We start from the raw sequence: 25,501 nt of genomic DNA on the forward strand, positions 1-25,501 counted from the left end.
CTCCATTCTTACCATTGAGTGGGTATGGAGGCTTTGGATCAGGTTAGAAACCGCCATTGGCCCCGACCTTGTAGACCTTGAGGGGCTACCGGGGCCATTGAGCGTGTGCGGCTGCGTCCCCTTGCTCGGCCGCGCCGCGGAGATCGCCTTGACGTGGCCGTCCACTGGTCTCCTTCACCAAGGCTTGAATCTTCGCCGAGAGTGTCCTCCCGCAGCCCGGCTCGTAGCCCTCCATAATGTGCCGGACCACACCCTTCCTGTCGATGATCAGCACCAGCGGAATCCCCGAGATATTGAGCTTCTCGCCCAGCGCATCCGCGACACCGAAGGGGAAGGTATAGCCGTGCTCCTTGACATACCCCTTTGCGAAGCCTGTCTGTCCCGGCTGGCAGCCCTCTTTGAAGTTCGCCCCGATCACCGCAACTCCCTGTGCTTTGAACGTGTTGTGTAGCTCCTGCATCACCGGGGAGAGCTTCTTGCACGGGCCGCACCAGGTCGCCCAGAAGTCCAGCACGAACACCTTGCCCGAAAGGCTAGCGTTGGTGAGCGTCTTGCCTGTAAAGGTCTTTATCGCAAAGGCAGGGAGCTTATCGCCCACCCGAATCGCCAACGGGGGAGTAGCAGCGGCTTCCGGGACTTCGACCGTACGTGTCGCGGCTCCGTCGGGCGGTGTCGGTGCACCCTTCCCCATCAGCTCTTTAGGGACTTTGCCGTAGGGGAACTTCACCCCGTCGGCGATCTCCGTAGCCCCCTCTTTGTGGTAGAGCACGGTGAGGCTATCGGCGAGCTGCCAGAGTCCCTCTTTCGGGTCGGCGAACTCGGGGAACTCACGACCGGTCATGTCGTAGAACTTGGTCTTGGTGCTGACCGCGAAGGTTCGGGTCTTGCCCTTGATGCGCAGGACGACGCTTTTGTTTGGGGTATAGGAGACGATCTCCCCTTCGGCGGTATCGGCCTGGGCAAGGCCAGGGATCAGGAGCAGGGCTGCCACGAGGGCAACCGTCATTGTGGTTCTCATTTTGGTTCTTTCTTGTTGCTGGAGAGCTGGGGAACGGCACGGCCAATAGACATCGTCTCGACTACCTTGCCTGACTCGTCGCGCACTTCGAGGTTGAGCGGAGTGCCATTTTCGGGGATGCGCTTCTTGTCGAAGTTCAGGATATAGACTCCCTTCCCTTGCTTGGACACCGAGCCGACCAGCCGACCGTTCTCGAAGAGGAGCTGGTATCCCAAGACCACCTTGGCGGTGACGGCACTCGCGGTGAGCAGGAGCACGGCGCACAGGGCAACAACGGCGCGTCGGGCGGGCTTTCGTGACACCGGTTGCTTCAGCCGTGCCGCGAACCGGAGGTGCTCCACAGGAGCCTGGCCCTCCACGGGAAACGCCTCGCGAACGAGGGAATCGAGAGTATCTTTCATCGTCCATCCTCCTGAAAGTAAGAGCCACCCTTGAGACGCAGGGTCTCCCGGGCGCGGCCCAGCAAGCTGTTGACCGCTGAGACCGACTTCCCCATCACCTGCGCGATCTCCTTGACAGAGAGCTCCTCCGCCGTCTGGAGCAAGAGGGCTTCCCGCTGGAGCTCGGGCAGAGCGCGAACGAGTGCACGTATCGTGGCGACGGCCTCGGCCCGAAGCGCATCCGCCTCGGGACTCGCTGTCGCACAAGGAAGCTCATGTGCCTCCTGAAGGGGGGCCTCAGGGCGGCGAAGGCGAAGGCGAAGACGGTCAGCCACCTTACGGCGGGCAACCCCAAGGAGCCAAGGTCGGGGTTCAAGTGACGGATGCCAGCGCGTCTCCAAAGCCACTACATAGACCTCCGCGGCAACATCCTCCGCATCCTGAGTGCTGGAGAGCCGTCGCAGGGCATAGTGGTACACCTCCCTCTGGCAGAGGGACTCTAGCTGCTCTGGAGAGACGATAGAGGCACTGGTTTTCCGGAGCCTAGTGACGAGGGAGAGGCTTAGCATAAATGGATCTCTGCGTTATAGATACGCTGGAAGTAAGGGAATCTCTCGGTCACAAAATAAAAAGTTCAGTCTGAAAAAATGTAGACAACTTTTATCATTCAGACCTGTCTTAATTGAGGTAAAGTATCTTTACAAATCAACAGTAAGAAAAAGGGTCTAAAAATGCAGACATCTCTACAGGCGGCTTTTGCAACACTCAGTGTGGTGGGAATGATCGCCGCTCCCTCACAAGCACAGGTGCTTAAAGCAGGAAGTCCTGCTCCGAAAATTCAGATAGCAGAGTGGCTCAAGGGCGCTCCCGTCTCCGCCTTCAAGAAGGGGGAGGTCTATGTGATCGAGTTCTGGGCAACCTGGTGTGGCCCCTGTCGCGAGAACATGCCCCACCTGACTGAGCTCCAGAAGAAGTACCCCAAGGCCAAGATCCTGGGCATCAGTGTCTTGGAGCCCGATACCAAGCAGGTCAAGCCCTTTGTGGCCAAGATGGGCACGAAGATGGGCTATACCATCGGGCGGGAGGTCGTCACCCAAGGCAAAGGACGTGATGAGGGGACGATGAACCAGACCTGGCTCAAGCCTGCTGGGCAGAACGGAATCCCGGTAGCGTTTGTCGTGGATCGGCAGTCCAAGATCGCCTGGATCGGCCACCCTATGTACCTGGAGCGCCCTCTCAAGGCCGTGCTCGATGGTTCCTGGAAGTATGAGATGGCCGCGCTGCCCCCACCCGAGGAGGCGGAGATGCAGCAGCTCTCCCAGAAGTTCATGCAGCTCCGCACGGACGGAAAGGCCACCGAGGCGCTTCAGGTCTTCGAACGACTCAGCAAGCTCAACCCGATGGCCAACAAGATGTTCGGGATAGACCGAGTGATCCTTCTCCATCAAGTCGGGAAGCTCGCGGAGGCGGAAAAGGCACTCAAGACGGTTCTAGATGGCATGACCTCACCCATGGATCTGGCGGTCGCGGCAATGATGGGAGGGGAACGCACGGCTCCGGTGGGCTGGACCGATCGAGCGCGCACGCTCTTTCTGGCACGACTCGATGCCTTCGAGGCCGCCGGGGAGGGTAAAGATGCCCTGAGTAGCTATGGGATTGCGTATTTCTACAACGAGCTGGGAAGCCCCGACAAGGCACGTGCTATCGCCGAGCGTGCGCTGAAAGACCCGGCCCTCCTGCCGAACATGAAACCTGCGCTGGAGAAAATGCTTCACTAGGGGTATTCTTTGCCCATAAAATTGTTTCTCTTGAATAACTATGAAGATTCATCGCCGAACTCTCTGTGGCTCTCTGAGCTACCTTGCGCTGGGTGGCAATGCCTCTCTGGCTCAGCCCGCCTCTCTTCTCGATAAGCAAAAGGCCCTCGATGCCCAGACGTGGTGGGACAACCGGGACTGGGGCTGGTACAAGGCAAATATCCCCTTCTTCGACTGCCCCGATAAGGAGCTGGTCACGACCTGGTACTACCGCTGGGAGCTGGTGACCAAGCACCTGACCTACGGCTCGCCCAACAGCGGCTATAGCTTCACCGAGTTTATCGACCGCCCGTTTTGGAGTGGGGCCTATGGCGCGATTAGCTGCCCTGTGGGCCACCAGCTCTACGAGCTCCGCTGGCTCCGCAACCCCCAGTACGCCAGCGACTACAGCCGCTACTGGTTCCGCACTCCCGGTGCCCAGCCCCGTAACTACGGCTGCTGGCTCGCCGATGGGATCGCCGCCGTGGATGCCGTCCACCCCGCCGAGAACCTCCTGCCCGAGCTCCTCCCCGACCTCAAGAAGAACTACGAAGGCTGGGAGAAGCGGCAGTTTGTCCCCGAGGTCGGGCTGTTCTGGCAGAACGGCCACGACGATGGCATGGAGTTCAATATCAATAGCCGCCAGACCAAGGATATCCTGCGTGGTGCCAATGGCTACCGACCTGGCTTCAATGCCTACATGTACGCCGATGCCCTCGCTATCGCCCGTGCCGCCGAGCGGGCCGGGGAGAGCGCCACGGCCCAGGCCTACCGCGCCAAGGCCGCCGCGCTCAAGGCCAATGTCCAGAAGCTGCTCTGGGACCCCAAGCGGGAGTTCTTCTTCCCGATGTCGATGCGCGACGAGACCGATGCCGAGGGCAATGTGGTCAAGAAGCACACGCTGACCTACCAGTCCGGTAAGTTCGCGGGAACCCCCCACGGTCGTGAGGAGCACGGCTATATCCCGTGGCAGTTTGGCATGGTCGATCCCGGCTACGAATCGGCGTGGAAGTTCCTGATGGACCCGGAGTACTTCTTCGCTCCCTTTGGCCCCACGACAGTCGAGCGCCACGACCCGCTCTTCGTGCTCAAGACAAGCTGCTGCTGGTGGAGCGGGCAGTCCTGGCCCTACGCCACGGCGCAGACCCTCAAGGCCATGGCGAACCTCCTCCAGCACTACAAGCAGAGCGTGGTCACTCCCGCGGACTATGTCAAGCTGCTCCAGCTCTTCGCTGTCTCGCACCGTAAGGACGGCGTGCCCTACCTTGCCGAGGCGCTGAACCCGGACACGGGCTCCTTCGCCGGCCACGATGGCTACAACCACAGTGAGCACTACTTCCACAGTAGCTTCAACGATCTGGTCATCACGGGCTTGGTTGGGCTGAGCCCTCGCCCGGACAGTACTGTCGAGATCGCACCGCTCGCCCCGGCGGAGTGGCCTTACTTCGCCCTGGAAGACGTGGCGTACCGAGGCCATAACCTGACTATTGTCTGGGATCGTGATGGCACCCACTACGGCAAGGGCAAGGGCCTGCAGGTCTGGGCCGATGGCAAGCGGCTCGGGGCGCGCACGACCCTGGGAAAGCTGACCGCCAAGCTCCCCGCGCCACTCGCTAAGGAAGCCACCCGCCCGCCCGTGCGGCTCAACTACGCGGTCAACAACGACGGCGACTACTACCCGCGCCTCACCGCCTCCTTCACCAACCCGAAGACATCGCTGGAGGCGGTCAACGATGGTAACTACCGCTACACGGTGCACCCGCCCAACCGCTGGACCACCCAGGGCTCCCCTCATAAGTCGGACTGGCTGGAGGTGGACTTTGGCACCAAGCGCCTCTTGGATACTGTCAAGCTTGCCTTTCTCGATGACGGCACGGGCATTGTCGCGCCGCAGACCGTGACCCTGGAGTTCCACGACGGAACCGGCTGGAGGACGCTCGCTGTCGCCAAGCCTGCGGGGCACCGCTTCACGTCACTGAGCTTTGGGGCACGTGAGCTCGCCCGCCTGCGTGTGGTCTTTGTCCATGCGCCCGGCGGCTACACCGGCCTGACCGAGATCGAGGCTTGGGGGACAGGGGCGCTTCCCTATGTCGCGCCGCCACCGCGCCCCGGCAACCTTGCTCTCAACCAGACCGGCCAGGGCTTCCCCAAGGCCAGCGCGTCGTTTCACGATATCTACGGTGGCCTCCCCGAGAAAGCGATCGATGGGCGGGTGAACTACAAGCCCACCCCCGTCAACCGCTGGACCAGCTACGGCTCCCCGAGCAAGACCGACTGGTTCGAGGTGGACTTTGGCACCCCCAAGGAGGTCCGTCGCGCGGAGCTGGCGGTCTACGACGATAGAGGCGGTGTCCAGCCGCCGGAGAGCTACACGATTGAGTTCTTCGACGGGCAAGGCTGGCACGAGGTAGAAAACCTCGTCAAGTCGCCTCAAGTGCCCGCCGGGAGCGCCCTCAACACCGCTACCTTCCGCCCCGTAACCTGCCAAAAGCTCCGTATCGTCTTCACGCATCGAGGCGCGTCCCGCAGTGGCCTCACGGAGCTCGAGCTACGCAATGACTAATCTCTCTCTGCTTCCCTGCTTGGCCCTCGCGCTCTTGGGGGCGCAAGCTGCCCCAGAAACGAAGCCCACTGCCCGCATCCAGATTGATCTGAGTGCTCCCTCTAAGCCCGTCTCTCCCAACCTCTATGGGATCTTCTTGGAGGAGATCAACCATGCCTTCGACGGGGGACTCTACGGCGAACTGGTGCAAAACCGCAGCTTTGAAGAGGGGGTGCCGCCGCCGGGAATGACGATGATCCCTAAGCCCGATGGGACGTTTAAGATGGAGCTGGCGAGCTTGCCCGCGGGTGTCCCCAAGGCGAAGTGGGAGATGCCCTGGCCCTGGAACGGCAACTCGGTCTGGGATCCCAAGCGGGCGCTGATTGGGTGGTCACTCCACAATGCAGGGGGGAGCACAGGGACGATGCAGCTCACCGAGGCCAACCCGATGAACGCCGCCTCCAGCCGCTCTCTAGAGCTGACGGTTCAAAAGCCGGGAGTCGCGCTCCACAATAGCGGCTACTGGGGAATCGCGGTCAAGGCCAGCAGCGCCTACGCCCTGCGCTACTTTGTGCGCCCCGGAACCTTCCGTGGCACGATCCGCACGGAGCTGGTTGCCGAGAGTGGCCAAGTGCTCTCGTCGGCGGTGAGCGCGGCTGTCACGCCGGGCACGGTGTGGCGCGAGGTGATGGGCAGCCTCAAGGCAAGTGCCACCGACCCGAAGGCGCAGCTTCGCCTGCGCTTCGAGGGCACGGGGACGCTCCAGCTTGACTGGGTCTCGCTCTTTCCCCCGACCTGGAAGAGCCAGCCCAATGGCCTGCGCCCCGACCTCGCGCAGTACTTAGCGGGGCTTCAGCCGAGCTTTATTCGCTTCCCTGGGGGCTGCTATGTCGAAGGCCTCTCCTGGGAGATGGCCCCGGACTGGCGCAAGACCCTCGGTCAGCCCACGGAGCGCCCGGGTATGTGGGGCTACTGGCAGTACCGCTCCAGCGATGGCTTCGGCTTCCATGAGTATCTTCAGCTCTGTGAGACCCTCAAGGCCGATGCGCTCTATGTGGCTTTTGCGGGGATGACGGTTCACCCGGAGAACAACTGGCCGCTGGAGAAGATCGACCCCGTGGTGCAGCAGACCCTCGATGCCATCGAGTACGCGATCGGGCCGACCACGAGCAAGTGGGGCGCCCTCCGGGCCAAGCGCGGCCACCCTAAGCCCTTTCCTCTGAAGTATGTGGAGATCGGCAATGAGCACCCACCCGCTCTCTACGGCGACTACTACGCGGTCTTTCGCAAGGCGATCAAGGCGAAGTACCCGCAGATCCAAGTCGTGATGTCCATGTTCTGGAGCGGCCTCAACCAGCCTGCCATAAACCGCGTCGGCGATGCCAATATTGATATTGTGGACGAGCACGCCTACCGCGGCTCCGGGTGGGCACGCAGCAGTTTTGACTACTTCGACCGCTACCCGCGCAAGGGCTGGGGCATCTACATGGGCGAGTACGCCCACAACCAGCGCGCCGACTTCAGCGCCGCCCTCGATGACTCTCTCTTCCTGATGATGATGGAGCGCAACGGGGACCTGGTCAAGATGGCGAGCTACGCGCCGCTGCTAGCCAATGTCAACAAGCGCGACTGGGGCGTTAATTTAATCGAGTTTGACAGCTCCCGCAGCTTTGCCCATGCCTCCTACTATGTCCAGAAGCTCTTTCGGGAGAACCACCCGGATCGTAGCGTCAAGACCGTTGTCACGACCCGTCCCCCCCCCGATCCCAAGGCACCCCTGATGGCCGGCAAGGTCGGGCTGGGCTCCTGGGACACGTCGGTTGAGTTCAAAGAGCTGCGGGTCTACGACGGCGCGGGGGCTCTGGTCCACAGCGATAACTTTGTCGATCTCTCCGCTTTCGAGGCTCCTCAGAGCGGCGCTTGGTCGGTGAAAAACGGGGTTCTGCAGCAGACCGACCAGCGCACCTCTCCGGCGATGCTCCTGCTCAAGCGCCCCCTCACCACGGGCAAGCTCACGGTCAAGGCGCGGCGTGTCGATGGCCGCGAGGGCTTTCTGCTCTTCTTCAACGCAGAAAACCGGGAGCGCTTTCTGTTTGGAAACTATGGTGCAAATGGCAATGAGTTTAGCGCGATCCAGGAGCGTGGCGTGCCGGACGACTGCGCCTTTCGTGGGGGACGGAGCACACCAGGCGGCATGGAAAAGGGGCGCTGGTACGAGCTGAGCCTGGTCTTTACCGAGAACCGCGCCGAGCTGTTTCTCGATGGCAAGAAGGTCTCCGATGCCCGTATGGAGAGGCTCCCGAGCTTCTTTGCAACCGCGGGCCTACGCCAGAAAGAGAGCACGGTGATCGTCAAGGCAACCAACTATAGTGCGCAGCCACAAGAGACGGAGCTTGTCATCGAGGGCGCGATGGTTGGGGAGGGGAGCGGTCGGCACGCTATCTACCAGGCCAGCGCCCTCAGTGACGACAACTCGCTAGAGCACCCCACCAAGCTTGTGCCACGTGAGACAGTGTTTCCCGTAGCAGGCAATCGCATCAAGCTCACCCTACCTGCTTACTCGGTGAGTGTGGTTCGTGTACCGGTTCGAGGACTGCCCTCCCCTTGAGAAAGTCGGCTTGACGACCTCTAGCGTGGGAGGAGGGGCCGCATCAGGGTGAGGGCGTCTGCAATCCGCCCCTCGTGATAGGCCGCAAGGGCATCGGTAAAGGTCTGTGTACGAGGGACTGCATCTCTCTGGGCACCCTCTTGGAGGCGCTGGTAGGCATAGGCAAGAGCACTCTGGGCGCTACGCTGTTGAGAGAGCAGCTGTTGTTGAACGCCACGATCCGGTCGTCTGAGAACGACACGCTGGTGCTGACCAGCGTGGAGCGTGAGAGTCTGGCTCTCCGGCCAAGCGCATCCCTTGGGGATATGTTTATGGCGCAGGCGGATGGTGCGGCGGCGGGGGGCGGGGTTGTAGACGATAAACTGCCGCTCGACTCCCGTGAGGGCTTCTTCGTAGCCATCGAAGCTAGCAAGGTTCAGCACCAGCACCGTGGGGTCGTCGGCCTCGGCAAGAGCATCGTAGAGCCAGTGGTTCCAGAGGGAGAGGCTCGCCATGTACGCCGCCGTCGGGCCTTGGTGTCCGCCCGTTCCCTCCAGGCTGTAGAACGGCTCGATCGGAAAGTGTAGCTCGCGGGCAGAGCGTGGCCGTGGATCGTGTGCCCGTACGCGCTCCGACCAGCACGCGGGGAAGAAGTCGAAGGCATTGACCCGGTTGAGGTTCGAGAGGCGCAGGAGCAGCTCGGTAAGCGGGTGCTGTGGGGCTTGGCGCAGTGCTCCCGCAATCGCGAGATGGGCCTCCACGGTCTCCCACGGTGTCGCGACATGGGCCGCGCCATGCGGGTAGAACAGCCCGGTGCTTTTGAGCTCACGGCTGATGGGAGTTGTTTCATCCTCGTACCAGAACGTCAGGCGCAGGAGCGTGTGCAGGAAGTCGTGGGCGTAGCGACGGTGCCTCGGGTTGCGTGTCTGCTCGTAGAGCTGGTAGGCGGCGAGGGTGCCATAGGCATTGCCAAAGAGCTCCGTGAGCGGGAAGGTGGACGGGTCTGAGTAGGTCCGGTCGTAGAGGGCGTTCTTGACACGGAAGCTCAGGCGCTCAAAGAGGGTCTCGAGGGCACGCTGGGCCTCGGCAAGATAGGCCTTGTCACCGGTGATCGTATGGCCATGAAGCTGGAGTAGGGCGTAGGTGCCACCCTGCCAGGGCTCACGGACCACGCCCAGCACGGGGACATCGTTTTGAGGGAGTGCGGTTTTTGTGTCGGGATCGAACCACTGGGGAAAGGCGTAATCAGACTTCTGGGCGAGCGCTTGCAGGCCCCGTAGCCCCATGAGGAAGCGTCCCATGACTGCCGGATTGAAGTGCTCCGTGGGGACAGCGGCGGCGGCGCGGTAGGTCTCGACAGAGAAGAAGAAGTTCTGCCAGGACATCTCCTTATCGCCGACATGCAGGGGCTGAAGGGTGCCGTGGCGCAGGAGCTGGGCCTTGGGATCGTAGAAGCGCGGGAGAGCGTTGACTTTCTGGAGTCCCTGCTTTAGCTGACCCGCATTCCCGTGGAGGCGTGCGAGGAGGAGCCAGGGCGTGAGGTGGTTATTGACCGTAGAGAAGTCCCACGGGAGCTCTCCGGTACTGCCTGCTGGCTGCACCTGTGCCGGGTGAACCAGCAGCGCCGTTTGTGCGGGAACCAGAGCGAGCGGCGCGTCCTGCCAAGCCGCGGTGAGAGTCGCCAGGGTCTGTGGGGTGACAAGATCCGCGAGTGTCTGCTGGGCGAGTGTCTCCCAGCGGTGGCTTGGCGGGGCGCTTGTCTGGGGATGGAGCGGCGCAAAGGTGCGCACGAGGGTGGCGAGTGCGTCAAGCCCGGTCGGTGGTTTGGAGCGCTGCGCTTGGTAGAGGGCAAACGACACCACCAGCTCGCCCGCAGGAATCGTCCTCCCCGTGAGCTTGTGGGTGTGCAGCCCCAGCCCCACGCGCCCCGACTCGCTCTTGGTCTGGACACGCACATCGTAAAACCGCGCGACGCCATCGGGCTGCATCCAGCGCATCGGGGTCATGTCGAAGAAGACCGCCGCCTCGATACCCTCGTCCCAGAGGTAGGCGGCGGGGAAGCCGAAGTTATGGGGAATCCCTGCGCTGCCGTAGATGCTCTCAGGCCCCTGATCGAGGGAGAAGGCCGCCGGTGTCGCTTGCCGCCAGAGAGCGATAGTGGGCTGGGGCGTGGTGAGGGTCAAGGGGGTGGCAAGCGGGTAGCGGAGAGTGAAGTGCAGGAGCGGTGCGCTGGGATCGGCCTCCACCGTGAGAAGCCCATCGTTGAAGACAAGCCGACTCTCGCCTTCTATGGTGTAGCGTGTCAGGCGGAGGTCGAGCTGGGGGCCAAGGAGAAGAGGGCGCTCCCCCGTGAAGAACGGCTGCCAGTGTCCTCTCACCTTCACCTCGGTCGTCAGGTGATAGGTATCGTCACGTAGCGCGAAGAGGATCCTCTGGGTTTCCCGGACGAGGATCACGCGTGTCGGCTCGATAGTTAGTCGCGAATCGGGCATGGTGGTCTTAGGTTCGGGGTAGGGTGGGGGAAAACCTTGAGGAGGAGATGCGTAAGGATGTGTTATAACAAGGTAGCCCCTGAACCGCCGTGGTGGAAAAAACGCAGTGTGATCAGGGATGGGGAGGCGTATGCTGTCAGGAGCGTACGATGTTTCGTTTCGTGAGCGGATTCCGTCGTAGGATTAGAGTCATCACAGGGAAAGGAAAGTATCGTGGCGAATGAAAAGTGGAAGAGGGCTGAGGGGATTCGGGCAAAAGCCATCGCCTCAGTGGTCGCAGTCGAAAAAGTGGTGCTCCCCATGCAGGAGGCCATAAAACGTGTTCACAAAGAAGTCCTGGAGCCGCAGCTCATGGCGGGGAAATCTGCACTCATAGAGCGCTCCCCCTCAGACCGATACTGTGCTCGCTTCTTTAAGCAAGCCGAAGATTTCCGAGCCAACCTCTCTTCTGGCAATGAGATGCAAGCAACCCTTGTCTCACCAGACGGCACGGTTATCATTTTGCACCATATTGACTCGTCACGTGGTCAAGAGATCATCTGCACGGGAGCCAATGAGCAGGGCAAAAAGGTGCAGATTACGGTCTCCATCTCCGCGGCAGTCCTGAAGCTGGAAGAAGTCTCCGCCTCAGCCAACCTGGCAAAGCAGGAGCGTGTGGGATTTCTAGCCCAGGTTCGAGAGCACCAGCAACACCAAGCGTAGGGCCTCGTTCGACATATCGTGTTGCAATACATGACCACTGCAAAAAACGTTTTGTAGTGGTCGTGTTTTATGTGGGTTTTTCTCAGGAAAATAAATATCTGAAATCATTGGCGTTTAAAAAATTATGGTGATACAAAGATATGTGCTTGTAGGGATCAATGATCTTCTGATCCCAAATCAAAATATGACAGTTCCACGTTCTGCCCCGCTCCGGTTCTTCCGCTCCTGGCTCATCGCTCCCTGTTATCCACGTTTTAGCACTAAATCTGAAGATTAACAGGTTTCAAAAATGCGTATTTTTGTTGGCGGAATGCCTTACACCACGAATTCTGAGGGTCTGCGTGCCCTTTTTGCCGATAAGGGCGAAGTTACCGAAGCGAACGTCGTTACCGACCGTATGTCCGGTGATTCCAAGGGCTTTGGCTTTGTCGAGATGCCCAACAACGCTGAGGCACAGGCTGCTATCAATAGCCTGAACGGCTACAGCATGGGCGGACGCAGTCTCTCTGTCAACGAGGCTCGTCCTCGTGAGGAATCGGGCTCCCGTGGCGGTGGAAACCGTGGCGGCGGGAATCGCTGGTAACAGCGTCCTCCTCTCCCAAGAAGGCGTGTTGCTCGTCGAGCAGCACGCCTTCTTTTTTGAGTCGCAATCGCCTGGGTAACAACGAGCAATGAAGCGCGACACCCGCCCCCTGCGCCGCAAGAGTCCGGTGCGCCTTAAAGATCCCTTCTCCGCGCTCTCCCATGCCGTCGGAGCTCTCTTAGGGATTGTTGGCCTGGTCCTCCTCTTGGTTTGGTCACACGGGAAACCCTGGCACACCACAGCGTTCTCCATCTATGGCGCAACCCTGATTCTGCTCTTTGTCAGCAGTGCGCTCTACCACAGCCTGAGTGTCTCTGAGAAAGTGGAGAATATCCTCTACGGTTTAGACCGCACGGGCATCTACTTACTGATTGCCGGGACGTACACCCCTCTGTGCCTCATCCCTCTACGTGGGGTCTGGGGCTGGACCCTGCTTGGGATCATCTGGGGGCTTGCCATTATCGGGATCATCGTGGACTGGGCTACCCAGTGCAAGGCACCCCACTGGCTCCAAGGTGTTCTCTTCGTCTTGATGGGCTGGGTCTTTCTGATCGCCATTGGCCCCATGCTCAAGACCATGACCCTCGCGCAGCTGGCCTGGCTCGGGGCAGGGGGGCTGATCTACAGCCTCGGTGCGGGCATCTGTGTCAAGTATCCCAAGCCGACCCCGGGGAGGGCCTTCGATTACCATGATTTCTGGCATCTCCTGGTGCTGATTGCCAGCGCCTGCCACTTTGTTCTAATGAGCCTGCTGTAGGGCCGTGTCGAGGAAGTTCCCATGCCAAGATCAAACGCCGTCCATAAAAATCCCCTCTCCCCGAGCGAGGCGGCCTACTCGCCTCAGGCACAAGAGCTCTTTCAGCTTCTGATTGAGAATGTCGTTGACTACGCCATCTTTACTCTGGACATCGAGAGCAATATCACCTCCTGGAATATTGGAGCGGAGCGTATCTTAGGCTACACGGAAGCGGAGGCACTCGGGCAGCCCGTCTCGATCATCTTCACCCCAGAAGATCGAGAGAAGGGAGCAGATAAAGCCGAGCTCTGGCAGGCGGTGCAAACGGGGCGTGCCGAGGATGAGCGGGAGCACATAAAAAAAGATGGCTCGCGCTTCTGGGCCTTTGGGATCATGACGGGGCTGAAAGATGAGAGTGGCAAGTTCCGCGGCTGGGTGAAGATCCTGCGAGACTTTACCGAGCGGAAACGCTACGAGGGGCGGCTGGAGCGTGCGGTCGCCGAGACCAACCACCGGGTTAAGAACAGCCTGCAGGTCGCGTGTGCCCTCATTGAGATGCATACCCTGGGACACGAGCACGAGGGGGCGGTTCCTCTCACCAGTGTCAAGGGGGTTACCAACCACTTGAAGGCTATGGTCTCCATTCAGGAGCTGCTGACACAGGAGGTGAAGATCGATGCGGGCGCGACACACCTTTCCGCGAAAGTGATGCTCGAAAAACTCCTTTCCCTTGTACAGCGCTCTGTCGGTGAGAAACAGATAACGTACCAAACCGACGAATTTCGCCTTCCGGTGAAGCTCCTCAACTCGCTCGCCATTCTCGTCAATGAGCTTATCGCCAACGCTGTGAAGCATGGCCAAGGGACAATTCATCTGAGCCTGATGGTCGAGAGTGAAGGGCGAGAGGCACGTCTTGAAGTCAACGATAACGGCCCAGGGTTCCCGGAAGGCTTCAATCCCCATCACGCAGCAAACACCGGACTAGAGCTTATAGAAGGTGTTATCCAGTACGATCTCATGGGGCAAGTGAGCTATGGGAGTAGCCCAAGCGGCGGTGGGCAGGTTGTCGTCACCTTTCCAATTCCAAGCGAGTAGAATAAACTGGACAAAAGCGCGATGGCGTCCCACGGGGCGAAGTTTACTGCGAGCAGGGCGCATACTGCGGATCAGATACCCAAGTGAAGCAGATAGCATCCAGGCTCCCCCCCTTGGCGGGCCAGCTCTGCGAGGGTTTCAAAACGGCTGCGAAAAAGGGAACGTGGAACCTCTAGCGACGTGATTGGTTCCGTCTCCGTGTCGAAGGTCTCACACCAGCGTGAGGCGATTTCGGCGAGCAGGAGGGCACTACTCCCTCGCACAACCGTTGGCCCTAACCAGTTCAGGCCCTGATATTGCTTTGGAGGATTCCACGAAGGATTGTCCGTTTGGAATTCTGGGAGCGTTTTGGCAAACGCAAGAAGCAAGTCATCCTCAATCCGAAGCGGGGCATCCTTACGCCCCAGTAATGACCAATAATCCTGTGGGATTCTCTGCGCCTCGTCAAAGACCCAAAAGTCATGATACGGCCCCATCAGTGGTTTCATGCGTTAACTCTACCAGGAGCAAACAAAAAAGGCCCCGCGGGGGCGGAGCCTTTTTGATTTTTCGAGGCGAGGTGCCTACAGGCCCTTGTCCTCAAGGAAGTTGAGCAGGTCGGCGAGGCGGTTGGAGTAGCCCCACTCGTTGTCGTACCAGCTCACGACCTTGACAAAGTTGCCCAGCCCGACGGTATCAATGGCGCTGAAGATCGAGCTGTGGGGGTTGCCCTTGAGGTCGGTGGAGACCAGCGGCTCGTCGTTGTACTGCAGGATTCCCTGGAAGCCCGGCGTCTCGGAGGCGGCCTTCATCGCGGCGTTGATGTCCGCGACGGGAGCGTCTTTGGAGAGCAGTGCGGTGAAGTCGACCACGGAGACCGTGGGGGTGGGGACGCGGAAGGCCATTCCGGTGAACTTGCCCTGGAGCTCGGGGATGACCAGACCGACAGCCTTGGCCGCGCCGGTGGAGCTGGGGACGATGTTCATCGCGGCGGCGCGGGCATCGCGCAGGTCCTTAGCGGCGGTATCGACCGTCTTCTGGGAGTTGGTGTAGGCATGGATCGTGGTCAGCAGCCCCTTCTCAATCCCAAAGCTCTCGTGGAGGACCTTGGCAACGGGAGCCAGGCCGTTGGTGGTGCAGCTTGCGTTGGAGATGACATGGTGCTTGGCCGGGTCGTACATGTGCTCGTTCACGCCCAGGACGATGGTCAGGTCCTCGTTCTTGGCAGGTGCGGAGATCACGACCTTCTTGACCGTGCCCTGCTTGTGGGCGACAGCCTTGGTGGCATCGGTGAAGAAGCCGGTGGACTCGACCACGATATCGACATTCTCGGTGCTCCACGGGATCGCGGCAGGGTCCTTCTCCGCAAAGACCTGGATCTTCTGGCCGTCCACCACAAGGTCTGTGCCTTCGTAGCCAACCGTGCCCTTGAAGGGGCCGTAGTTGGAGTCGTACTTCAGAAGGTGAGCGTTGGTGGGGGCGTCGGTCAGGTCGTTGATCGCCACAATTTGAACGTCGCCGCTCAGCCCATATTTCTCATAGATGGCGCGGAAGGTCAGGCGCCCGATGCGCCCGAAGCCGTTGATGCCAACACGTACTGCCATTTTTTTCCTCACAAATCGAAAACGATTAGATGTGCGAATACGTCTCGGGCATCATTGGCGCGACGTTTCCGCCAATAAGAGAGGATACCCGTTTTAGACTTCTGGTGCAAATCAGACTGTCTTAACCTCTCCCACCCCCAGCCCCTCCCTCCCCCGGGCAGTCGTTCCTCCTTGGGGAAGAGAGGGGAGCCAATCTCCTTTGGTTTCCCCTTTCCCAGTGAGGTACGAACGCCCAGGAGAGGGGGCAGGGGGAGAGGTTGAGAGGTCAAATCCCCGGAAATCCGTCGCGGCGGACGTAGAAGCGGGCTCTCTTGATGCGGCCATTGGGGGCGGGATCGCCCTGTCGGGGCAGGAGCTTGACCCCCGTGAGGAGCTGCTCACTACCGATATCCACAACCAGATGGTGTGGGTGGTTCTGCTCGCCGCTGGAGTAGGCGGTGTGCCAGTGCGTGTTGGGGTTGCCATCGAGCACGTTGTCCGACTTGCCATCCTCCGAGTCCGTCTCCTCGCTGCTGGCGTAGATCACGCGCGCCCGAAGCGGCTTGCCGTTTTCCCCCAGCACCGTCAGCTCCGCCAGAGTCGCGAAGGCATCGCCCTTGTAGTTGGAGAGGCTCTCTAGACACAGATAGCGACCCGGGACAGGAGTGGGAAAGGTGATGCTCTGGAGCGCACCGCCGTCGGGGAGCGTGCCTTCCCAGGTGGGGGCCAGCGAGACCAGGCTCAGGTTCTGGCCACGCTTGCGGTGCGGCTGAGCGGGGAGCGCATCGGGGCGGAGGTCATCGAGGATGGGCTCGGTGAGGCCGGAGAGCGCGGCCTGGCGGGGCTCTTCCCAGGCAAGCACGACGATCTCATTGACGCCCTCTTTGAGCCAGCAGCCGGGGCAGTAGAGGGTCTGCTGGGGGCCTATACTCCAGTAGCGCCCGAGGTGCTGCCCATTGACCCAGACCATCCCACGCTTCCAGCCGCGCATGTCCAGGTAGGTGTCGCCGGTCTGGGTGAGCGTGATGGTGGCGCGGTAGTAGCTGGGGCCGGCAAAGTCCTGGAGCTGGTAGCGCAGACCGGTCGGTGCGGCCTCCAGCGGGAGCGGGAAGACCTGCCAGGGCGCGGTGAGCGGCTTGCCATCCAATAAAATCTCGCCGGCGAGTCCCTTGCGGTCGTGCAGGCCGCCGCCGTAGTTGATGCGCCCGAGGGCCTCGACCAGGATATCCAGCGGCCGGGAGTCGTGGCGCGGAGGAACGGAAACCGTGTGGCTCTCACCGTCGCGGCGGTTGAGTGTCCCCAGGCGCTCCCCACCAACCGTCACCTGGGCGATGTCGTGGATGCCGGTGAGGCTGAGTGTCGCGGCCTCACCGGGGGGGAGCATCGTGCGATAGAGGATCGCCCCGAGCGCACAGTCGTAGCTCTCCAGGGTGCGGGGCTTGCTGTCGAGAACCGGCTTGGGCAGGTGCTCCAGGAGCCGCGCGGACTCCTCGAAGCGAATCCGTGGGAGTGCGATCGTTGGGATCGGCTTGGGGATAGGGGGGAGCGCCTCGCCGGTCGCCTTGCCGATGGCATCGCGGATGGCGAGGAACTTCTCGGTGACCCCGCCCGCCTCAGGGATGGGGGCGTTGTAGTCGTAGCTGGTGGTGTCCGGTGCAAATTTCGGGTAGTTCGCCCCGGCCCATAGCCCAAAGCTCGTGCCGCCGTGGGCAACATAGAGGTTAAACGAGGTCTTCTCCGCTAGCATGGTCGTGACATCCCGCACGATCCCCGGTGTCCCCACTTTGGGAAACGGCTCGCCCCAGTGCGAGAGCCAGCCGGGGTAGTACTCGGTGACAATCAGCGGGCCGCTGGGACGGAAGCGACGCAGCTCCTTGAGCGAGCCCACTCCACCATTGACACCGCAGAACGTGTCGGTGCGCGAGCCGTTCCAGAGCTGGCTGGGGCCATCGGCGGTAAAGAGCGGGACATTCACCCCTGCACGCTCCCAGAGCTTCTTAACGGCCAGAATATACTCCTTGTCTTTGCCGTAGCTACCATACTCGTTCTCTACCTGCACCATCAGGATCGGGCCGCCGTTGGTGACCAGCAAGGGGCGCACCTCGGTCGCCAGCCGCGCGACATACTTGGCGACAGCGCTCATGTAGCGTGGGTCTTGCGTGCGGAGCTTGATGTCCGGGGTCTTGAGCAGCCACCAGGGAATCCCGCCCAGCTCCCACTCGGCGCAGACATAGGGCCCGGGGCGCAGCATGACCCAGAGGCCCTCTTCCTGCGCCTGCTTGATATACGCGGCCAGGTCTGCCATCCCCGCAAAGTTCCAGCGTCCGGGCGTCGGCTCGTGGAGGTTCCAGAAGTCGTAGGTGGCGACCATGTTGCAGCCCATGGCCTTGAGCATCTGCAAGCGGTGTCGCCAGTAGGGGCGCGGGATGCGGCAGTAGTGCATCTCGCCGCAGCGCAGAACCGTGGGCTTGCCATCAATGAGGAAGTCCTTCTCCCCGATCTCGAACGTGTGCTTCATAGCCTCACAGGTTCGCCGTGTGGACGGTTGTATCCTGCGTTCGTTTTGGAGCACTCCCATTTTGATCGCCCCCGTTGGAGGGGAGCGTCTTGCTGTCCTCGTGCCTCGGACACAAAGGGCTCTGCCCATTCCGAATTATGGCCGAAGGCCTTCGTGTCGCGAAGCGATAGCAAGACGCCCCCCTCCAACGGGGGCGGTCTAAACGCGAGCGATCCGATAGGGCTACTTGCTTTCGTCGATTCGCTTGAGAAACCACGCGAACCAAGTGAAGACGAGGGCGACAATGAGGAGGGGCAAGATGTAGTAGATGAAATCTGATAGGCGGAACCCATTTTTTAACATCGCCCAAGCGGTGACGGCAAAAAAGCCCAGAGCACCGGCCACGCCCAGCCACTGGGTCGCAAAGGCAAGGCGGCGCTGACGCAGAAACACGAGGATGCCGGTGAGGATTGCCCCAAGAGCTCCCAGCGCTCCGGTGCTACCGGGGAGAAGGAAGATGGGGCTATCCCCAAGATGGATCAGGAGGTCAAAGGCGCTCCAGGCCCCGACTGCCCCGATCAGCAGGTTGAGAATAGCAACCACAACCTCCCCGACACTGAGGCGCTGCTTGGGGGAGGAGTTTTGCTTGGTCGGTTTTTGTTGCTGGGCTTGCATACTACGACCTCTCTGTCTCCGTGGGGGTCTTCGCCGCCAGAATGCCGTGGCAGCGCAGAGTCAGGCGATCCACCGGCGTGGGGACTCCTGCGAGGACGATCTGGAGACCGTCGATGTCTCCACACCGGGCGAGGTGCTCCACGACGGAGAGAAGGACTTGTCGGGCTTGGTAGCTATTGGGGGAAAAGCTTCTTACCTGCTCCATCGCACGGGTGAGAGTCGCATGCGCTCCCTCACGATCTTGTGCGGCTTCTTGCACCTTGGCAATCTGGAGAAGAGTGGTGGAGCGCTCCTGTGGGCTCTTGATCTCGTCACAGGTCTGCTTGGCACGAGCCAGCTCCCCAAGGGTGGCCTCCACGACCGCCAGGCCCGCCAGGCTCGTGTCGCCAGATGCCGCCTGGTGTGCAAGCGCAAGGAGCGGGCGTGGGTCCTCGTGGAGTGCTGCGCGTGCCTTTGCGACGTCAACGAGGGCACTTGCACGCCAGGAGGGGTGGGGGATCGCCTCGGCGGTCTGCTGGGCTCCCGCTCGGTCACCTGCCTCGCACTGCAGGGCCGCGATCTGAGAGAGGGTCCTGGAGCGAACCTCGACAGAGGCGATCGCGTTCGCGGTCTTGCGTGCCTCGGTGAGGGCGTCGGCCTTGGCCTGGGCAAGTGCGATCTGGCTGAGTCCCTGAGACTTTTTGTTGCTCCAGGGGTTGGCAGGAGTCTCGGGGAGATACTCCAGGAGCTGACGGGCGCTAGTGAGATCACCGACTGCGGCAAGTGCCGCCAGCACGGAGGCGATCATATCCTCTCGAAGTGTTGATTTCGTCATGCCCAGTGCCAGCCGCCGCGCTTCGTAGGGATTTCTCGCGTTGATATGGGCGTGCACGAGATGGACCGTTCGTGAGTCTTTGTCGGCGATGGTCTGGATCTGTTTCTCTAGGCCCACGAGATCCCCCCGCCGTACGAGGGCTAGGGTAATACAGCTCTGCGCCCAGTCTCTGATCGAGGGATCTGCGATCGACTCTGTCGTCCGCCGTGCACCGTGGAGATCGTTGCTCTCTGCTTGCGCCTCGGCAATCTCGAAGAGCAGGCGGCTCTGGTAGTAGGGGGGCAAGAGGGCGGCAAGCTGTCTCTGCTGCGCAATCGCCTGCGGGGTTGTGAGGGGGACTACCTGCGAGAGCGCTATAATCGCCGCGTCATCGCGCTGCTCGGTGTCTTTGAGGAGGCGAATCGTCTTGACGACACCCTCGAGATCGCCCTTTTCCCGTTGCTTTCGTGCGACTATGCCGACGGTCTCGACCTGGTCTACGGGGGCATCCGCGCCAAGTCCAAGGCGGAGTGCGGTCGTAAGCTCATCCGCCTCGACAAGTGCTTCCACAACCCAGATAAGTCCGTTGGAGCTCTTGCCGACAAACTCCCCGGCTTCCTTCAGGTACTTGGCAACTTCAGGCGAGGGCTTTGGCTGGAGAGCCAAGTTCGCACGCACCAAGAGAGGCAGCTCTCGTAGCGCCGGGGCATTGGAGGGCAACCCAAGCGTGGGAAGGAGCTCTAGGACCTGTCTCCAGAGCACGGTAGCAACATTTGACGGGCTTTGACGAGCGGCCATGCGACATTATACTCGTCTAGGAAGAGCTTTGTAGGCCGTTGCTCGGCTTAATCTGCGGATTCAAGCAGTCGCGCACTATGTGGCGGAAGCTCTATGGTGACACTGCCGCTGTGCGTGCCTAGATCCTCGCCGCTCCAGATATCAGTGAGGTGGGCGGGTTTAGGGAGGGGAATGGTGCGCTGTGCCGGTGAGTCTTCCCCGTTAAAGAGTGCCCAGTGGGTCTTGCCGCGCAGGCGAATCTCTCCGACCGTGAAGCCCTCGTCGGCGAAGCGGGCGCAGACACCCGTGGCGGGGAGCATTTTCTTCAGCATCGCGAGGCGCTCGGGGGGGAACTGGGTGAGATCGTCGCCGGAGAGCAGCATCCCGCCTGTGGCGTAGAGCAGGGTGGCGTGGAAGAGAAACTCGCTCTCAGGGAGGTCGCCGGTGAGCAACAAACAGTCCGGGTCGTTCCACCAGAAGCGCCCGTTCTGCCAGCCGCGGTAGAGGTTCTCTCGGCCTGTCTTGGTAAACGACTCCCAGGAGCGCTCGATATCGTTCGACGACCGCGAGGCGTGGATCAGGCCCAGCGACGGCCAGATCGGGTGGTTGCAGCCGAGAATGACGCTGTTCTTGCCCGCGCCCCGGAGAATGGCCTCCATGCCGCGCCGGTAGGCCTCGATACGAGTCGCGTTTTTATCGAAGTGGTGGCCGCCGTGGATCGCGCCCCAGTAGTTGGCATCGAGCTTGAAGTAGGTCACGCCCCAGTCTTGATGGAGCGTGCGAAAGAGTGCTTCGAGGTGCTTCTGGACCGCGGGGTGGGTGCCATCGAGGCAGTACCATGGCCCCCTGCGCCAGCCGCCAAAGCCGATCTTGTTGGAGGGAAGGGGAGCGCCGGTCTCGTCTTTGACAAACCAGTCCGGGTGCTGGGCAAAGAGGCGTGACTCCCGCTCGGCGATAAAGGGGGCGACCCAGAGTGCGGGCTCGAAGCCCTTTTGCGCGATTGCCTTGAGCACGGTCTGCACCGAGCCGCCAAACGCCTTGCCGGTGTCGAGCCAGTCGCCCATGTACGGCTGGTAGCCATCGTCGATCTGGATGTAGCGCAGGGACGGAAGGTGTCTCGCGGCCCACTCCAGGTTGTCGTAGATGTTCTTGTCGGTGACCTCGGGGCCGAAGCAGTACCAGGAGCACCAGCCAGTCGGGACGGGATTGTGGCGGAGGCGAGGGTGGTGCTTGGAGATTGCGCCCGTGAGCTTGTCTAGGAGTGCCTCGCGATCGGGGCCGGTGAGGGCGAGAAACTCCTCTAGCTCCCAGTGCTCACCGGGCGCGATGGTGCGGTTTTCCGTGTCGAGCGAGATGCGCAGACGGACGGTGTCGAAGCTAAAGCGACCGATAAAGCGCTTGCAGGATGCAAAGCCCAGCAAGACACGCTCTTGGTTCTGCGGAGCGAGCATGAGCATCCCATAGCCCGTGCGTAGGCCCTCCGGCTCCGGGATTTTGTAGTGCGTGCGGTCCGGGTAGTGGCCCACGTCGGTGGGGGCTTGAAGGGTTCCCGCGAGCTGGCTGAGCATCTGGAATGCCTCGCCGTAGAGAGGCGTGCTGGGGGCGAGCCCATGCGCCAGGTCAAAAAGCACGACTTCGGGGACGGTGATCGGGGCGCTGGTGGGGTTGGTGAGCGTGGCACGACAGGTGCTTCCGTGCCACATGCGGGTGAGGGTCAGACCGGCCGGAACCGCAAAAGCGCTGGTTCTGAGGCGCTCTTGCAGCACGGCGCTACTCCTTCTCGCTAGTCAGCATCCGCCCCACCCAGACCCGAAGCTCATTGGGATCAAAGGGCTTGGTGAGGTAGAGATCGGTGCCCTTGATGTAGCCGCGGGTGATATCGTTCTCGCTGGAGCGGGCCGTGAGCAAGATCACGGGCAGCTTGACCAGCTCCGGGCTCTGGCGGATGTGCTCGATAAGCTCAAGGCCGTCCATCTCGGGCATCATCACATCGGAGATCAGCAGGTCGTAGTCGTTTTGCAGAAGGCAGGTGAGCGCCTCGTGTCCGCTGGCGGCAGTATCGACCGTGTAGCCCGCTCGCTCCAGGTTCACTTGGAGAATACGAGTGATACTGTCCTCGTCGTCAACGGCCAGAATGCGTTTGGTCATAGTGGTTTCTCTGAAGATTTAGCTTGGTAAGATGCGCTCGACAAAGGCGACGAGCTCGGCAGGATCGAAGGGCTTGGTGAGGTAGAGATCGGTGCCGCTGGTGTAGCCATGCACCATGTCGTCCTCACTCGTGCGTGCGGTGAGCATGATGACCGGAAGGTCGCTGAGCTTCTCATCCCGGCGCAGGGCCGCGACCAGCTCGTAGCCATCCATCTCGGGCATCATGATATCGGTGATCAGGAGGCTCGGGCGCTGGAGGAGCATCTGGCGCAGAGCATCCGCCCCCGATACGGCGGTGGTGACTTGGTAGCCATGACTCTTAAGGTTGAACTCAATCTGCCGAAGAATGTGGGGATCGTCTTCCACAACAAGAATCGGCAGCGCGTCGACGGTCTGTGACATTTCTTGGCATTGTACCGAAGAATCTGGCGAAGCGCAGTAGAGAGTGATAGAATTCACCCTGGTTAAATTAACTATGGTTAACTTTGAACGCGAGAGACATCTAGGGAAGGCGACAGGCGATATGCTCAAGGCGATCCACGCCCTCCAGAGCGATGTCACGCTAGCTCCCCCCTCGGCGATTGCGGAGCGGACGGGGACATCGCGTGCCTTTGTGACCAAGATGCTCCAGAGCATGGATCGGGAAGGGCTGGTCTGCTACACCCCCTACAAAGGTGTCCGCCTTACTCCGGATGGCGAGCGCCTTGCCCGCGAGCTCTCCCGGCACCACCGGCTCTTGGAGCGCTTTCTGACCGATATTCTGGGCTTCACCCCCGATGGGGCCCACGATGAGGCCGAGCGCCTGGAGCACGTGATCTCCGAGGAGTTCGAGGAGCGTCTCGCGGCCTTCCTGAACCACCCGACTACCTGTCCCCATGGCTCCCCGATCCCAGAACACGAAGGAGAGACGAAATGAGACGAACCTTTACACTGATAGAGCTCTTGGTGGTAATTGCGATTATCGCGATCTTGGCGGCGATCCTCTTCCCCGTCTTTGCCCAGGCACGTGCCAAGGCGCGACAAGTCACCGCCCTGAGCAACCTCAGGCAGATCGGCACAGCAGTGCTGATGTACCTCCAAGACTACGATGAGGCCTTTCCCATGACCATGGACACCCAGAGTGGGACTCCCCAGACGGTCTCCTACTGGGCGATCCAGAACTACCACGGCGCGATCGATCCCTATATCAAGATGGGGAGAGGCCAACAAAACAAACAAAATGTCTGGTGGGACCCCTCCGACCCGGATCGGAGTGTTGCCGCGATGTGGGGGAGCTTTACCGACAATGGGTTTCTCACGGGGACACCTCGGACTCTGGCAGGGATTAGCGCCCCCGCGGCCACGGTCTACGCAACCCTCCGCGGCGACAACTGGAGCCAGCTGGTGGGGGTTACACCACCGGTTCCCCTTCCCACGACCGACCATCCGTTCTGGGAGAGCGAGTTCTTCGACATGTGCCTCGATCCCTGGGACCCCACCAACAACATCAGCAGTCCCTACCACTGGAGCAAGGGTAAGGCGCTTCCTCCCTGCTCCCTCTTCCCGACGGCAGCCCCCTGTGGCGACTGGGACCTGCAGATTGCCAAGAAGCGCCACAACGGGCTGGCTCTGTTTCTCTATGCCGATGGCCACGCGAAGGCACAGCCCTTTGAGCGAACCTGGCGCACGACCGACGACTCCGATTGGGACCTACAATGAGCTCTCCTGAGACAACCCTTCCTTCACTTCCCGAGGCCTTCCGCAGTGTGGCTATCCCCAAGACGGGCACGGGCTGGCGGCGCCTGCTGGCCTTTGCTGGACCCGGGTATCTGGTAAGCGTCGGCTACATGGACCCCGGAAACTGGGGCACCGATATCGCGGGGGGGGCAAAGTACGGCTACCAGCTGCTCTGGGTCATTCTTGCGAGCAACCTCATGGCGATCCTGCTCCAGACCCTCTGTGCCCGCTTGGGGCTTGTGACCGGCAAGGACCTCGCCCAGGCCTGCCGTGACTACTACAAAAAGCCCGCCGCGGTCGCGCTCTGGCTGCTCTGTGAGGTGGCGATTATCGCCTGTGACCTGGCGGAGGTGATCGGGAGCGCGGTGGCGCTGAACCTCCTCTTTGGTATCCCTCTTCTGTGGGGGGTACTCATCACGGGCCTCGATGTCTTGCTCCTGCTGGGACTGATGCGCTTTGGCTTCCGCAAGATCGAGGCGCTCGTGGTGACTCTTGTGGGAACCATTGCGCTGTGCTTCGCCCTCCAGCTGTTCTACGCTCACCCAGACTGGGGCGGTGTTGCGCGCGGCCTCGTCACCCCACAGCTCCCCGATAAAGACGCTCTCTTTATCGCCTTGGGGATTCTTGGTGCAACCGTCATGCCCCACAACCTCTACCTGCACTCGTCGATTGTCCAGACCCGTGCCTACGAAAAGACCGACTCCGGCCTGCGCGATGCACTCCGTGGGGCGACACTGGACACGGTGCTCTCGCTGGGCATGGCCTTCTTTGTCAACGCCGCGATCTTGGTGGTTGCCGCCGCCGCGTTTCATAGCGCAGGAAAGCTCGATGTAGAGGGACTGGAGGAGGCGCATGTCCTGCTCAAGCCCATGCTGGGAGGAGCCGCCGCCACGGCGTTTGCGGTCGCGCTGCTTGCCAGTGGACAGTCCTCGACCATTACAGGAACCCTGGCGGGGCAGATCGTGATGGAGGGCTTCCTCAACTTCCGAATCGCGCCCTGGCTCCGGCGGCTCATCACCCGCACACTGGCGATCGTCCCCGCGATGGTCTTGATCGCCGCCAGTGGAGGCAAGAACACGGTTGACCTGCTGATCTTCTCCCAGGTTGTGCTCTCGATGCAGCTCTCCTTTGCGATCTTCCCTCTTCTCGCCTTCACGTCGGATCGACGACGAATGGGGGAGCATGCCAACCCCCTCTGGCTCAAGCTACTGGGCGGCATCGTCTGCACCCTGATCGCCGGACTCAATATCAAGTACCTGATCGATAGCCGCGGTCCCGTCTTTGTCCTGGGAGGAGCCGCCGCGATTGCCGCCTTTGCCGCTTGGGTCACGTGGGGCTACAAAGAGAAAAACGATCTTGCAAAGCCTCCACAGGCATGATAAACTTCCCCTCGCACACCACT

Annotated in this window: 22 protein-coding genes; 10 read left to right on the top strand and 12 right to left on the bottom strand. The window is 61.2% G+C overall.

Annotated features, from left to right (window positions below; genetic code table 11):
- Window positions 1-85: 85 nt before the first annotated feature.
- The 3 genes from HNQ39_RS16115 to HNQ39_RS16125 are packed head-to-tail and all read right to left on the bottom strand — an operon-like array spanning window position 86 to window position 1,967.
- Window positions 86-1,018 (bottom strand): TlpA family protein disulfide reductase, encoded by a 933-nt coding sequence (locus HNQ39_RS16115; protein ID WP_184198429.1) that lies wholly within the window; start codon window positions 1,016-1,018, stop codon window positions 86-88.
- Window positions 1,015-1,419: a hypothetical protein gene (locus tag HNQ39_RS16120; RefSeq protein WP_184198432.1), complete on the bottom strand. Its 405-nt coding sequence runs from the start codon at window positions 1,417-1,419 to the stop codon at window positions 1,015-1,017. Before HNQ39_RS16120 ends, HNQ39_RS16115 begins: the two co-directional genes overlap by 4 nt.
- Complete coding sequence (locus tag HNQ39_RS16125; protein ID WP_184198437.1) at window positions 1,416-1,967, bottom strand: RNA polymerase sigma factor; 552 nt, start codon at window positions 1,965-1,967, stop codon at window positions 1,416-1,418. Before HNQ39_RS16125 ends, HNQ39_RS16120 begins: the two co-directional genes overlap by 4 nt.
- 162 nt (window positions 1,968-2,129) lie before the next feature.
- On the opposite strand from HNQ39_RS16125, the gene HNQ39_RS16130 reads away from it, so the two are divergent.
- Genes HNQ39_RS16130 through HNQ39_RS16140 form a run of 3 tightly spaced genes read left to right on the top strand, consistent with a single transcriptional unit; the run spans window position 2,130 to window position 8,344 of the window.
- Window positions 2,130-3,176: a redoxin family protein gene (locus tag HNQ39_RS16130; protein WP_184198439.1), complete on the top strand. Its 1,047-nt coding sequence runs from the start codon at window positions 2,130-2,132 to the stop codon at window positions 3,174-3,176.
- Window positions 3,177-3,216: 40 nt separating this feature from the next.
- A complete protein-coding gene (locus HNQ39_RS16135; protein ID WP_184198442.1) occupies window positions 3,217-5,757 on the top strand; it encodes a discoidin domain-containing protein in 2,541 nt (846 codons plus the stop codon).
- The gene (locus HNQ39_RS16140) at window positions 5,750-8,344 is read left to right on the top strand and encodes an alpha-L-arabinofuranosidase C-terminal domain-containing protein (RefSeq protein ID WP_184198445.1); all 2,595 of its coding nucleotides are present in this window, start codon (window positions 5,750-5,752) and stop codon (window positions 8,342-8,344) included. Before HNQ39_RS16135 ends, HNQ39_RS16140 begins: the two co-directional genes overlap by 8 nt.
- Before the next feature lie 20 nt (window positions 8,345-8,364).
- On the opposite strand, the gene HNQ39_RS16145 is transcribed toward HNQ39_RS16140, so the two are convergent.
- The gene (locus HNQ39_RS16145; RefSeq protein WP_184198448.1) at window positions 8,365-10,815 is read right to left on the bottom strand and encodes a hypothetical protein; all 2,451 of its coding nucleotides are present in this window, start codon (window positions 10,813-10,815) and stop codon (window positions 8,365-8,367) included.
- A 213-nt stretch (window positions 10,816-11,028) separates the two neighbouring features.
- Between HNQ39_RS16145 and HNQ39_RS16150 the strand changes: the two genes are divergently transcribed.
- The 4 genes from HNQ39_RS16150 (at window position 11,029) to HNQ39_RS16165 (ending at window position 13,931) form a co-directional block, all read left to right on the top strand.
- Entirely contained in the window at window positions 11,029-11,517 is a 489-nt protein-coding gene (locus HNQ39_RS16150; protein ID WP_184198451.1) for a hypothetical protein, read from the top strand.
- Between the two features lie 289 nt (window positions 11,518-11,806).
- Window positions 11,807-12,100: an RNA recognition motif domain-containing protein gene (locus HNQ39_RS16155; protein ID WP_184198454.1), complete on the top strand. Its 294-nt coding sequence runs from the start codon at window positions 11,807-11,809 to the stop codon at window positions 12,098-12,100.
- Between the two features lie 88 nt (window positions 12,101-12,188).
- Entirely contained in the window at window positions 12,189-12,857 is a 669-nt protein-coding gene (gene trhA, locus HNQ39_RS16160; protein ID WP_184198457.1) for a PAQR family membrane homeostasis protein TrhA, read from the top strand.
- A 21-nt stretch (window positions 12,858-12,878) separates the two neighbouring features.
- Window positions 12,879-13,931 (top strand): sensor histidine kinase, encoded by a 1,053-nt coding sequence (locus HNQ39_RS16165; protein ID WP_184198460.1) that lies wholly within the window; start codon window positions 12,879-12,881, stop codon window positions 13,929-13,931.
- 71 nt (window positions 13,932-14,002) lie between these two features.
- On the opposite strand, the gene HNQ39_RS16170 is transcribed toward HNQ39_RS16165, so the two are convergent.
- The 8 genes from HNQ39_RS16170 to HNQ39_RS16205 form a co-directional block, all read right to left on the bottom strand.
- The gene (locus HNQ39_RS16170; protein ID WP_184198463.1) at window positions 14,003-14,419 is read right to left on the bottom strand and encodes a hypothetical protein; all 417 of its coding nucleotides are present in this window, start codon (window positions 14,417-14,419) and stop codon (window positions 14,003-14,005) included.
- A gap of 75 nt (window positions 14,420-14,494) precedes the next feature.
- Window positions 14,495-15,514 carry a type I glyceraldehyde-3-phosphate dehydrogenase gene (gene gap / locus HNQ39_RS16175; protein WP_184198466.1) on the bottom strand — a complete coding sequence of 340 codons (1,020 nt, stop codon included), beginning with the start codon at window positions 15,512-15,514 and terminating at the stop codon, window positions 14,495-14,497.
- A gap of 265 nt (window positions 15,515-15,779) precedes the next feature.
- Window positions 15,780-18,011, bottom strand: coding sequence for a beta-galactosidase (locus HNQ39_RS16180; protein WP_184198469.1), 2,232 nt, complete (start codon window positions 18,009-18,011; stop codon window positions 15,780-15,782).
- Between the two features lie 222 nt (window positions 18,012-18,233).
- Window positions 18,234-18,665, bottom strand: a complete 432-nt coding sequence (locus tag HNQ39_RS16185) for a hypothetical protein (RefSeq protein ID WP_184198472.1) — start codon at window positions 18,663-18,665, stop codon at window positions 18,234-18,236.
- A 1-nt stretch (window position 18,666) separates the two neighbouring features.
- Window positions 18,667-20,256 carry a hypothetical protein gene (locus HNQ39_RS16190; protein ID WP_184198474.1) on the bottom strand — a complete coding sequence of 530 codons (1,590 nt, stop codon included), beginning with the start codon at window positions 20,254-20,256 and terminating at the stop codon, window positions 18,667-18,669.
- Window positions 20,257-20,303: 47 nt separating this feature from the next.
- Window positions 20,304-22,001, bottom strand: coding sequence for an alpha-galactosidase (locus HNQ39_RS16195; protein ID WP_184198477.1), 1,698 nt, complete (start codon window positions 21,999-22,001; stop codon window positions 20,304-20,306).
- 4 nt (window positions 22,002-22,005) lie between these two features.
- Window positions 22,006-22,383: a response regulator gene (locus HNQ39_RS16200; RefSeq protein ID WP_184198480.1), complete on the bottom strand. Its 378-nt coding sequence runs from the start codon at window positions 22,381-22,383 to the stop codon at window positions 22,006-22,008.
- Window positions 22,384-22,401: 18 nt separating this feature from the next.
- Entirely contained in the window at window positions 22,402-22,785 is a 384-nt protein-coding gene (locus HNQ39_RS16205; RefSeq protein ID WP_221290055.1) for a response regulator transcription factor, read from the bottom strand.
- 73 nt (window positions 22,786-22,858) lie between these two features.
- On the opposite strand from HNQ39_RS16205, the gene HNQ39_RS16210 reads away from it, so the two are divergent.
- The 3 genes from HNQ39_RS16210 to HNQ39_RS16220 are packed head-to-tail and all read left to right on the top strand — an operon-like array spanning window position 22,859 to window position 25,478.
- Window positions 22,859-23,299, top strand: a complete 441-nt coding sequence (locus HNQ39_RS16210; protein WP_184198483.1) for a metal-dependent transcriptional regulator — start codon at window positions 22,859-22,861, stop codon at window positions 23,297-23,299.
- A complete protein-coding gene (locus HNQ39_RS16215; RefSeq protein ID WP_184198487.1) occupies window positions 23,296-24,081 on the top strand; it encodes a prepilin-type N-terminal cleavage/methylation domain-containing protein in 786 nt (261 codons plus the stop codon). Before HNQ39_RS16210 ends, HNQ39_RS16215 begins: the two co-directional genes overlap by 4 nt.
- A complete protein-coding gene (locus HNQ39_RS16220) occupies window positions 24,078-25,478 on the top strand; it encodes an Nramp family divalent metal transporter (RefSeq protein ID WP_184198490.1) in 1,401 nt (466 codons plus the stop codon). Before HNQ39_RS16215 ends, HNQ39_RS16220 begins: the two co-directional genes overlap by 4 nt.
- The last annotated feature ends 23 nt before the right edge of the window (window positions 25,479-25,501 follow it).

Origin of the sequence: Armatimonas rosea (assembly GCF_014202505.1) — a bacterium.
In the GTDB taxonomy this organism is placed as follows: domain Bacteria; phylum Armatimonadota; class Armatimonadia; order Armatimonadales; family Armatimonadaceae; genus Armatimonas; species Armatimonas rosea.